The sequence below is a fragment of the Pseudomonas sp. LB-090624 genome (assembly GCF_003205205.1).
Taxonomy (GTDB): Bacteria; Pseudomonadota; Gammaproteobacteria; order Pseudomonadales; family Pseudomonadaceae; genus Aquipseudomonas.
Map to the genome: position 1 here is coordinate 231,577 of NZ_QJRL01000001.1, position 11,286 is coordinate 242,862.

Annotated in this window: 7 protein-coding genes and 1 pseudogene; 3 read left to right on the forward strand and 5 right to left on the reverse strand. The window is 62.3% G+C overall.

Annotation, left to right across the window (positions count from 1 at the left end; translation table 11 throughout):
* Nucleotides 1-242 precede the first annotated feature (242 nt).
* Genes DMX11_RS01140 through ttgA form a run of 3 tightly spaced genes read right to left on the reverse strand, consistent with a single transcriptional unit; the run spans nucleotide 243 to nucleotide 6,004 of the window.
* Nucleotides 243-1,697, reverse strand: a complete 1,455-nt coding sequence (locus DMX11_RS01140; protein ID WP_110742681.1) for an AdeC/AdeK/OprM family multidrug efflux complex outer membrane factor — start codon at nucleotides 1,695-1,697, stop codon at nucleotides 243-245.
* Nucleotides 1,694-4,846 (reverse strand): multidrug efflux RND transporter permease subunit TtgB, encoded by a 3,153-nt coding sequence (gene ttgB, locus DMX11_RS01145; protein WP_110742682.1) that lies wholly within the window; start codon nucleotides 4,844-4,846, stop codon nucleotides 1,694-1,696. The genes DMX11_RS01140 and ttgB overlap by 4 nt, the downstream gene beginning before the upstream one ends.
* A 3-nt stretch (nucleotides 4,847-4,849) precedes the next feature.
* Nucleotides 4,850-6,004 carry a toluene efflux RND transporter periplasmic adaptor subunit TtgA gene (gene ttgA, locus DMX11_RS01150; RefSeq protein WP_110742683.1) on the reverse strand — a complete coding sequence of 385 codons (1,155 nt, stop codon included), beginning with the start codon at nucleotides 6,002-6,004 and terminating at the stop codon, nucleotides 4,850-4,852.
* A 259-nt stretch (nucleotides 6,005-6,263) separates the two neighbouring features.
* Here ttgA and ttgR point away from each other — a divergent pair, with 259 nt between their 5' ends.
* Nucleotides 6,264-6,896, forward strand: coding sequence for an efflux transport transcriptional regulator TtgR (ttgR, locus tag DMX11_RS01155; RefSeq protein ID WP_110742684.1), 633 nt, complete (start codon nucleotides 6,264-6,266; stop codon nucleotides 6,894-6,896).
* A gap of 183 nt (nucleotides 6,897-7,079) precedes the next feature.
* On the opposite strand, the gene DMX11_RS01160 is transcribed toward ttgR, so the two are convergent.
* Nucleotides 7,080-8,531, reverse strand: coding sequence for an MDR family MFS transporter (locus DMX11_RS01160; protein ID WP_110742685.1), 1,452 nt, complete (start codon nucleotides 8,529-8,531; stop codon nucleotides 7,080-7,082).
* A 439-nt stretch (nucleotides 8,532-8,970) separates the two neighbouring features.
* Between DMX11_RS01160 and DMX11_RS01165 the strand changes: the two genes are divergently transcribed.
* Together DMX11_RS01165 and DMX11_RS01170 are read left to right on the forward strand one after the other, a co-directional pair.
* A complete protein-coding gene (locus DMX11_RS01165) occupies nucleotides 8,971-9,840 on the forward strand; it encodes an oxaloacetate decarboxylase (protein WP_110742686.1) in 870 nt (289 codons plus the stop codon).
* A gap of 303 nt (nucleotides 9,841-10,143) precedes the next feature.
* A pseudogene (locus DMX11_RS01170) lies at nucleotides 10,144-10,309 on the forward strand (NAD(P)-dependent oxidoreductase); the annotation flags it as partial.
* A 34-nt stretch (nucleotides 10,310-10,343) separates the two neighbouring features.
* Here the strand turns inward: DMX11_RS01170 and DMX11_RS01175 are convergent.
* A complete protein-coding gene (locus DMX11_RS01175) occupies nucleotides 10,344-11,219 on the reverse strand; it encodes a LysR substrate-binding domain-containing protein (RefSeq protein ID WP_110742687.1) in 876 nt (291 codons plus the stop codon).
* Between the last annotated feature and the right edge of the window lie 67 nt (nucleotides 11,220-11,286).

Genomic DNA, 11,286 nt, shown 5'->3' on the forward strand with positions numbered 1-11,286 from the left:
TGCACTGCGGGGTCGGGCCGGCAGGTGCGGGTCTTTTCTTGATGAACTTGGGCAACGTTGCGTGGGTGGATGGTGCGGGGTTGTACAGGGGTGAGGCAATTCGCCGCAAACGGAACGGGGCGATAATCGAACGGAATGTTCCGGTTAGTTAATAATTCTGCAGTGCTGGCCCTAGCGTCTGTGCAGGCGCCAGAAAACAAAAAGCCCACCGCGAGGGTGGGCTTGATGGGCAACAGCTGCAATCAGCTTTTCGGTGTATCCACCGATGCCTGCTGGTTCGCCTGACCGGTTTGCTCGTACCAGCCACCGCCGAGCGCCTTGTACAGGTTGACCTCGCTGGTCAGCTGCGACAGACGGTCGCCGATCAGCGCCTGCTGGGCGCTGAACAGGTTGCGCTGGGCGTCAAGGAACGTCAGGTTGCTGTCGATGCCGATCCGGTAGCGGCGTTCAGCCAGGCGGTAGTAGTCCTGGTTGGCCTGCACCAAGTCACGCTGGGCCTGCAATTGCTCTTCGAAGGTTTTGCGCGCAGCCAAGCCATCGGAGACTTCCTGGAAGGCGGTCTGGATGGTTTTTTCGTACTTGGCGACGTTGATGTCCTTCTGGATCTTCGAATAGTCCAGGCTCGCCTTCAGGCTGCCGGCGTTGAAAATCGGCAGGTTGATCTGCGGCTGGAACAGCCAGGTGCCCTGACCACCCGCGAACAGGTGGCCCATGTCGGGGCTCAGGCTGCCGGCGTTCGCCGTCAGGCTGATGCTCGGGAAGAACGCTGCGCGGGCGGCGCCGATGTTGGCGTTGGCGGCCTTCAGCAGGTGCTCGGCTTCCTGGATGTCCGGACGACGCTGGAGGATGTCCGACGGCAGGCCGGCTGGTACTTCAGCCAGCTGGTCGGCGTTGAGCTCCAGCGGCTTGGCCAGGTTCGCCGGAATACCGGTACCCAGCAGCACGGTCAGGCTGTTGACGTCCTGGGCGACCAGGCGCTGGTACTGCGAGTACTTGACCCGGGCGCCTTCCACGGCGGTACGCGCCTGGCTGACGTCGAGTGCCGAAGCCACGCCGACTTCGTTGCTGCGACGGGTGAGGTTGTAGCTTTCCTCGTAGGTCTTCAGCGTTTCTTCGGTCAGCTTGAACAGCGCCTGGTCGGCCTGCCAGGTGTAATAGGCGTTGGCCACGCTGGCCACCAGGGCAATTTGCGTGGAGCGGCGCGCCTGCTCACTGGACAGGTAGGTCTCCAGGGCCTGCTCGGTCAGGCTACGGACCCGGCCGAACAGGTCCAGCTCATAGGCGCTGACGCCGAGGGTGGCCGAGTATTGGCTGGTAATGCCCGACTCCCCGGTTTGCGACATGTTCGCCGGCACTCGCTGGCGGCTGCCGCTGCCGGTGGCTGAAACCGCCGGGAACAGGTCAGCCCGCTGGATGCGGTACTGCGCGCGGTAGGCGTCAAGGTTCAACGCGGCGACGCGCAGGTCGCGGTTGTTGACCAGCGAGGTCTGGATCAGTTGCTGCAGTGCCGGGTCGTGGAAGAACTGGCGCCAGCCCTGTTCGGCGGCGGCAACGTCTGCCGACTGGGTCGGGGAGTACGCAGGGCCTTGCGGCCACTGCGCTGCCACCGGCGATTCCGGGGTCTGGTAGTCAGGGATCAGCGAGCAGCCGCCAAGGATGAAAGCGGTTACCGCCAGGGACAATAAAGACTTGGTCATTGCCCAGCCTCATAACGTGGAGTTTCAGGGGTGGCGTCCTTTTCCGGCTCTTTGCTGCCGAACAGCGACGACACTGCGACGAAGAATAGTGGTACCCAGAAGATTGCCAACACGGTCGCACTGATCATGCCGCCGATCACGCCCGTACCAATGGCGTGCTGGCTGCCGGCACCGGCACCGCTGGCGATGGTCAACGGTACCACGCCGAGGATGAACGCCAGCGAGGTCATGATGATCGGGCGCAGTCGCATGCGGCAGGCTTCGATCGCCGCGTCGTACAAGCTGCGGCCCTGCTCGTGCAGTTCCTTGGCGAATTCGACGATCAGAATGGCGTTCTTCGCCGCCAGACCGATGGTGGTCAGCAGGCCGACCAGGAAGTACACGTCGTTGGACAAGCCGCGCAGGCTGGTGGCGATCAGTGCACCGATGATACCCAGAGGTACTACCAGCACTACGGCGATCGGGATCGACCAGCTTTCGTACAGGGCTGCCAGGCACAGGAACACGAACAGTACCGAAAGGGCGAACAGCGCCGGCATCTGCGACCCGGAGAGTTTTTCCTCGTAGGACATGCCGGTCCAGGAGAAGCCGATGCCGTCCGGCAATTCGCCAGCGATGCGCTCGACCTCGGCCATGGCTTCACCGGTACTGTGGCCAGGGGCCGGTGCACCCAGGATCTCCATGGCTTCAACGCCGTTGTAACGCGACAGCTTCGGTGAACCATAAGTCCATTCGCCTTTGGCGAAGGAGGAGAACGGCACCATCTCGCCAGCGCCATTGCGCACGTACCACTTCTGCAGGTCTTCCGGGCTCATCCGCGCGTTCGGCTCGCCCTGGATGTAAACCTTCTTGACCCGGCCGCGGTCGATGAAGTCGTTGACGTAGCTGGCACCCAAGGCAATCGACAGGGTGTTGTTGATGTCGGCAATGGTCACGCCCAGGGCGCTGGCACGTTCGTCATCGATGGTCAGCTGGTATTGCGGCTCGTCGTTCAGGCCGTTCGGGCGTACCGCGCTCAGCACTTTGCTTTGCGCGGCCTTGGCCAGGAACTGGTTGCGCGCTTCCATCAGCTTTTCGTGCCCAACGCCGCCGCGGTCCTGCAGGAACACGTCGAAACCGGTGGCGTTACCCAGTTCGAGCACCGCTGGCGGGGCAAAGGCGAACACCATCGCATCGCGGAAGGTGAAGAAGTGTTGCTGGGCGCGTTGGGCCAAGGCAAACACGCTGTTTTCCTTGGAACGCTCGCCCCATGGCTTGAGCATGATGAACGCCATGCCCGAGCTCTGGCCGCGGCCGGCGAAGTTGAAGCCGTTGACGGTGAACACCGACGACACGGTGTCGGCTTCGTCCTTCAGCAGGTACTCACGCATCTGGTCGACCACCACCTGGGTGCGCTCGGCACTGGAACCGGCCGGGGTCTGTACCTGGGCAAACAGTACGCCTTGGTCTTCCTCCGGCAGGAACGCGGTAGGAATGCGGGCGAACAGCCAGATCATGCCGACCACGATCAGGGCATAGCCCAGCAGGAACGGCACCTTGTTGCGCAGGATAGTTCCCACGCTGCGCTCGTAGCCGTTGACGCTGCGGTCGAAGTTGCGGTTGAACCAGCCAAAGAAACCGCCTTTGGCCGTGTGATGCTCGCCTTTCTTCAGTGGCTTGAGCATGGTGGCGCACAGCGCCGGGGTGAAGATAAGTGCCACCAGCACCGACAGGCCCATGGCCGAGACGATGGTGATGGAGAACTGCCGGTAGATCACACCGGTCGACCCACCGAAGAATGCCATGGGCAGCAGCACTGCCGACAGCACCAGGGCGATACCCACCAAGGCGCCCTGGATCTGCTCCATGGAGCGCTTGGTCGCCTCTTTGGGCGGCAAGCCTTCCTCGGACATGACCCGCTCGACGTTCTCCACCACCACGATGGCATCGTCCACCAGCAAACCGATGGCCAGGACCATGGCGAACATGGTCAGGGTGTTGATGCTGAAGCCCGCGGCGGCAAGGATGCCGAATGTACCCAGCAACACCACCGGTACGGTCATGGTGGTAATGATGGTAGCGCGGAAGTTCTGCAGGAACAGGTACATCACCAGGAACACCAGGACCACGGCTTCGATCAGGGTGTGGATCACCCCGCTGATCGATTCGGTGACCACCGGAGTGGTGTCATACGGGAATACCGCTTTCACCCCAGGCGGGAAGAACGGTTCCAGGCCTTTGATGGTTTCGCGCAGTGCCTTGGCGGTGTCCAGGGCGTTGGCGCCGGTCGCCAGTTTTACGGCCAGGCCGGAAGCCGGCTTACCGTTGAACTGAGCGCTGACCGCATAGTTTTCACCGCCCAGGCCAACCTGGGCGACATCGCCCAGCCTTACCTGCGAACCGTCGCTGTTGACCTTGAGCAGGATCTTCTCGAACTGCTCGGCAGTCTGCAGGCGGGTCTTGCCGATGATGGTGGCGTTCAGCTGGGTACCCGGCATGGCTGGCAGGCCGCCGAGTTGACCGGAGGACACCTGCACGTTTTGCGCGGCAACCGCGGTCTTGACGTCGACCGGAGTCAGCTGGAACTTGTTCAGCTTGGCCGGATCGAGCCAGATACGCATGGCGTACTGCGCACCGAACACCTGGAAGTCACCCACACCTGCAGTACGCGAGATCGGGTCCTGCATGTTCGAGACGATGTAGTTGGCCAGGTCGTCCTTGGTCATGCTGCCGTCTTCGGAGACCAGGCCGATCACCAGCAGGAAGTTCTTCACTGCCTTGGTGACGCGGATACCTTGCTGCTGCACTTCCTGCGGCAGCAGCGGGGTGGCCAGGTTCAGCTTGTTCTGCACCTGCACCTGAGCGGTGTCGGGGTTGGTGCCCTGCTCGAAGGTGGCGGTAATGGTCATGCTGCCGTCGGAGTTACTTTCCGACGACACATACCGCAGGTTGTCGATACCGTTGAGCTGCTGCTCGATCACCTGCACCACGGTGTCCTGCACGGTTTGCGCCGAGGCGCCCGGGTAGGTCACGGCGATGGCGATGGCCGGTGGCGCGATGCTGGGGTATTGGTTGATCGGCAGCTTCAGGATAGACAAGGCCCCGACCAGCATGATCACCAAGGCGATCACCCAGGCGAAGATCGGGCGATCGATAAAGAACTTCGACATGGTTTACTCCGCTTTGGCGTCTGCTTTCGCCGCGTTGGCCTGATCAGGGCTGGCCGGCTTCTTGACGTTGGTGGCTTCGCTGACCTTGACCTCGACGCCTGGGCGCACGTACTGCAGCCCTTCGGTGATCAGGCGGTCACCCGGGTTGAGGCCTTCCTCGATCAGCCAGTCGCTACCCAGGGTACGGTTGGCCTTGAGCTGGCGCAGTTCGACCTTGTTTTCCTGGTTGACCACCAGGGCCGTCGGTGCGCCTTTCAGGTCGCGGGTCACGCCTTGCTGCGGCGCCAGGATGGCGTTGGCGTTGACCCCGGCCTTCAGCCGCGCATGTACGAACATGCCTGGCAGCAGGGTGTGATCGGGATTGGGGAACAGTGCGCGCAGGGTCACCGAGCCGGTGGTCTCGTCGACCGCGACTTCGGAGAATTCCAGCCGGCCTTCCTGCTTGAACAGGCTGCCGTCTTCCAGCACCAGCTGGACCGAGGCGGCGTTGTCGCCGGCCTTCTGCAACTGGCCGCTTTCCAGGTCACGGCGCAGCTTGAGCAGTTCGGCGGTAGACTGGGTAACGTCGACGTAGATCGGGTCGAGTTGCTGAATGGTGGCCATGGCGTTGGTCTGGCCATTGTTCACCAGCGCACCTTCGGTGACCGAAGAACGGCCGATGCGGCCGCTGATCGGTGCCAGGACCTTGGTGTAGCGCAGGTCGATCTGCGCGCTTTTGAGCGAAGCTTCTGCCTGCAATCGTTTGGCATTGGCGTCGTCGTATTCCTGTTTCGACACGGCCTGCTCGTCGATCAGCTGCTTGTAACGCTCGGCCAGCGAGCGGGTAGCCTGCAGGTTGGCCTGGGCATTGCCCAGTGTGGCTTCGTACACGGCGGGGTCGATCTGGTAAAGCTGCTGGCCTTCCTTGACGTCACTCCCTTCCTTGAACAGGCGTTTGAGAATGATGCCATTGACCTGTGGACGCACTTCGGCGACGCGGAAGGCACTGGTACGCCCCGGCAGTTCCGAGGTCAGGGTGAAGGCTTGCGGCTGGATGGTCACGACGCCGACCTGAGGAGCCTGCGCCGCTGGCGCTGCTTCTTCTTTCTTACAGCCACTGAGCAGGGTTGCCAGGGCGACGGCGGAAACCAGAGCGGTAACGGCTGGCTTGAATTGCATGAGGATCCTCGGGTCGCTGGAGCAGGGAGACGCTCAAGAGTAATGGAAGAGTCTGGATCTGAAGAAATGTGCTATCCGGTGGATAAATAGCTTGCTAAGGAATATACTTACATTCATGGTTGTTTGTAAATACCGCCGGGTTGTACTTGATTACTGCCACAGCCCTTGATTAGTTCATCCGCGAGGTTGCCCTGCAGAGGTGCCCCCGGAGCGTTTCCCGTACGCACCGCGCGTCCGGGCCAGATGAGGTTGTACTGCCATGGTCCGTCGAACCAAAGAAGAAGCCCAGGAGACCCGCGCCCAGATCATCGAGGCAGCGGAAAGGGCCTTCTACAAGCGCGGGGTTGCGCGAACCGCCCTGGCCGACATCGCCGAACTGGCGGGCGTGACCCGCGGGGCGATCTATTGGCACTTCAACAACAAGGCCGAGCTGGTGCAGGCGTTGCTCGACAGCCTGCACGAGACGCATGACCATTTGGCGCGGGCGAGCGAAAGCGAGGACGAAGTCGACCCGCTTGGCTGTATGCGCAAGCTGCTGTTGCAGGTGTTCAACGAGCTGGTACTCGATGCCCGAACCCGGCGTATCAATGAAATCCTGCATCACAAGTGCGAGTTCACCGATGACATGTGTGAAATTCGCCAGCAGCGCCAGGGGGCGGTGCTGGATTGCCACAAGGGCATTACCCTGGCGCTGGCCAATGCCGTGCGCCGGGGCCAGTTGCCTGGCGAGCTGGATGTCGAGCGCGCGGCGGTGGCCATGTTCGCTTATGTCGATGGCCTGATCGGGCGCTGGCTGCTGCTGCCTGACAGTGTCGACCTGTTGGGGGATGTCGAAAAATGGGTCGACACCGGGCTGGATATGCTGCGCTTGAGCCCGGCTCTGCGCAAATGACACTTTGTTAAGGATTGTGAGGGAGTGTTTCCTCTCTGTATTAAGAGAGGATTAATGCTCGCGGGTAACTGCGCCATTGCTCGGCTCACCGCTGTCCTGCTGCGGGAGCAGTAGGGCAGCAGCTCTCTTCGCCAGTGATGCATCATCGCAGCTCAAGGCTGTTGCTACGGGATTGCCCTGCATTCAGTGGCCGCGCAGTTGCCGATCCGGCAAAGCCACTGCGGCCAGCAAACCAAGCAGTGCAATCAGCGCACTCCCCATCAACAGGTGGCGGAACGTCTCCAGCAACCGTGTCTGGGTCGCCAGGTCGACTTCGCCCGCCTTCAAGCTCCCCAGCAAGGGGTTACCGAGCAATTCGAACCCGCCCTGGTGCAGCAACGCCAGCAACAGGCTGGACATGCACGCGACGCCCATCGCCCCGCCCAACGAGCGGAACAGGTTGGTGGTGCTGGTGGCCACGCCGATGTCCTGGCTGGCCACTGCGCTTTGCGTGCCCACCAGCGATGTCGGGAACTGCAAGCCGCAGGCAATGCCAGTCAGCAACATGAACAGTGCACTGAGCCACCCGGACTGCGGCGGGGTCAGCGCCATGCCTAGGATGGCCAGCGGCATCAGCAACGCCCCGGCGAGTATCTGCGGCTTGTAGCGCCCGGTACGACTGGTCATGCGCCCACCCGTGAAGGCACCGATGGGTAGCCCCATCACCAGCGGCAACAGGTGCAGGGCGGCGGTGTCGGCGCCGGCGCCGGTGATGCCCTGGAAGCGCAAAGGCATCAGCATGGTCAGGGAAATCGACTGGAAGCTGGCGAAGAAGATGACCGCCCAGCACAGTACCGCAACACGGTTGCCGAACAGATTTAGCGGTAGTAGCGGCTCGGGGCAGCGGCGCTCGTGGGCGATGAACAGCGCCAGGCCCAGCACGGCGCAGGCGAACAGCACCAGCACGGCAGGGTCCCCCCAGGCATTACCTTGGCCGACCAAGGTAATGCCCAGCAGCAGGCTCCCCAGGCCGAGAATCAACAGCACGGCACCCAGGTAGTCCACCTGTGCCTCTCGGCGCTGGACTGGCATGCCAGCCAATGCCCGGCGGATCGCCCACAAGGCGACCAGGCCCAGTGGCAGGTTGATCCAGAACACCCAGCGCCATGACAGGTACTCGGTCAGCCAGCCGCCCAATACCGGGCCGGCCACGCTGGCGACGGCATACATGCTGCTGAAGTAGCCCTGGTAGCGGCCACGTTCTCGCGGCGGGACGAAGTCACCGATGATCGCCTGGCTGACCGAAACCATACCCCCCGCGCCAATACCCTGGAGCACGCGGGCCAGCACCAATTGCTGCATGTCCTGGGCCAGTGCGCAGGCAATCGAGGCCAGGGTGAACAGGCTGATACCGGTGAGGATCATCCGCCGTCGGCCGTACAGGTCCCCCAGCTTGCCGTAGATCGGCACCGCGATGGTCATGGCCACCATGTAGCCGGAGATGACCCAGGCCAGCAGGCCGACATCGTTGAACTGCGCCGAGATGGCCGGCAACGACACGGCAACGATGGTCTGGTCCAATGCGCCAAGGAAGATCGCCAGCATCAGGGCGGTGAGCACGTTGCGCAGGGTAGTGGGGGGCAGGGCAGCTGTCACGGGGGTACCTTGTTTAACGGTTTTGGCCGCTTCGCGGGCAGGTTCGCGACCACAGGTACGGCACAGGGATCACGGGGTGCGATGGGCCTGTGCTGCCGGGTGCGCGCGCCAGGAGGCCCCCGAATTGTAACCTGAGTTAGGTAGCTTCCTATGTACTATCTGCATCCCCTATGCAAGATCGGCATTGGCGCATTCATCCAGTGCTGCATGGCCGCGTGATATCGTTGGTATGCCACAGGGGCCGAAAGCCGCGGCTTGCACCAGCTTGGTGCAACATTATGCCGCAGGTTTTTCAGCTTTCTGTTTCCCACGCCTTTTATTCCTCTGCCTGCATGTCGAGCATGACCGCCCAGATGGCGACGGTTGGAACAGGTCAGGTAGACCCGATTACAGGGGTCGGTAGTTACCGTTCGAATTTCTACATAATTGCGGAGTGATCATGCCCAAGGCTTCCCATCAAGATCTGCGTTTTGCCTTCCGCGAGCTGCTCGCTTCAGGATCCTGTTTCCACACCGCCTCTGTGTTCGACCCGATGTCAGCACGCATTGCCGCAGACCTGGGCTTCGAGGTCGGCATCCTCGGTGGTTCTGTCGCTTCGTTGCAGGTACTGGCCGCACCGGACTTCGCCCTGATCACCCTCAGCGAGTTCGTCGAGCAGGCCACCCGTATTGGCCGCGTCGCGCAGTTGCCGGTACTGGCCGACGCCGACCATGGCTATGGCAACGCACTGAACGTGATGCGCACGGTGATCGAACTGGAGCGCGCCGGCGTCGCCGCACTGACCATCGAGGACACCCTGCTGCCCGCCCAGTTCGGGCGCAAGTCCACCGACCTGATCCCGGTCGAAGAGGGCGTTGGCAAGATCCGCGCGGCGCTGGAGGCCCGGGTCGATTCGTCGCTGTCGATCATTGCCCGGACCAATGCTGGCGTGCTTACCACTGAAGAAATCATCGTGCGTACCCAGAGCTACCAGAAGGCCGGTGCCGATGGCATCTGCATGGTAGGTGTGAAGGATTTCGAGCAGCTCGAGAAAATTGCCGAGCACCTTACCGTGCCGCTGATGCTGGTTACCTATGGCAACCCCAACCTGCGCGATGACGAGCGCCTGGCGCGCTTGGGCGTGCGCATTGTGGTCGATGGGCATGCGGCCTACTTTGCCGCAATCAAGGCCACCTACGATTGCTTGCGGTTGCAGCGCGGGCGGCAGAACAAGTCAGAAAACCTGAGTGCTACCGAACTCTCGCACACCTACACCCAGCCCGAGGATTACATCCGCTGGGCCAAGGAATACATGAGCGTCGAGGAGTGACCGGCAGGGCGCCGTCTAACTCAACGGACGGCGCTCAACGTTGCGGTGTGAGGCACGCAATGTGCCTGCTCGCAGCTGTTGGCGGCGCTGGGCTGGCTGCGTAGCAGCTCGGCGCGCCAGCAGGCTGAGCCGTAAAGCCCCACCACCGCTGTCAGGGCCATGACGAGGGCGACTCTTCTTGATTTGATGCCCATGGTGCTCACCTCCTTGTACAGCGTTAGGTGATACCTGCCTCGTCAGTATAGATCCTGGTCCCATTCCGGCTCGTCCTTGAACCGCTGCACCAGAAAATCAGCGCGAGCCGACCTGGACTGGACCTTTCTCTTGCCTTCCGCTGAGTTCGTTGAGGGTGAACGCACAGGCCACGTACCCTGGCCAAGGATCATCTGTTGATCGGTGCCGATGGCAAGAGCTGGATGAGCTGGAGAAGCCCAAGCATTCGCGGCAGCGGTTCACAGTCGGTTATTGAGTCCTGCTTGGCGGCCATGCCCGCGAAAGCGCCTTCAAAGGCGGGCCTGGCCCTCCAGCCAGTCCAGCAGCTCGAGCAACCCCGGCGGCGAGGGCCTGGCTTGGCTCACCAGGTAATACCCCTTGCCCGTCAGCACTTTCAGTGCGAACGGCATGCACAACCGCCCACCGCGCAGGTCATCGCCAATCAGCGACCAGTCACCGATCGCCACCCCTGTCCCTTGCGAGGCCATGGCCATCGCCATGTCCAACGTCTCGAAATGCTGTTTAGGTCCGTGCGTGGCCAGCGTCACTCCAGCCGCTTGCAACCACAACCACCAGTCATGTTCATCGCGCGAGGGGTGCAGCAACATATGTCGGGTCAGGTCTTCCACTTGCTGCAACGGCACTGGCCCTTCGCGCAGTGACGGTGCGCACACCGGGGTCAGTTGCTCATCGAACAGCTTGCGTACCTGCAGCCCGTGGTTGGGCGCATCGCCGTACACCACCGCTGCATCGAAACCCTCGCGACGGAAATCCACCCCGTGCTGCACGGTCGTAGTCAGCTCCACGGGGACGTCCGGGCGCAATGCCTGCCACTCCATCAGGCGCGGCAGCAGCCAACGCATCACGCAGGTGGGTGCCTTGAGCTGAAGGGTGGTGCTGTGCTCACCCACTTCACGCACCCCTTGTTCGATCAGCGCGAATACCTGTTGCACCCGTGGCAGCCAGTCCTGGCCTTCTCGGGTCAGGCTCAGGCCACGGGCCTGACGCTGGAACAGTGGATAACCCAAGTGCTCCTCAAGGGCTGCGATCTGCCGGCTGACGGCGCCCTGGGTGATGTGCAACTGCTGCCCGGCGCGGGTGAAGTTGCAGCATTGGGCAGTGATCAGGAACGTGTGCAGGGCAGGCAGGGGCGGGAGGCGTTTCATTGCAGTAAGCCATGATCACAAGACATGGCTAGTATGTGTTTTTTTGCATTGTCGCGATAGCCGTGGG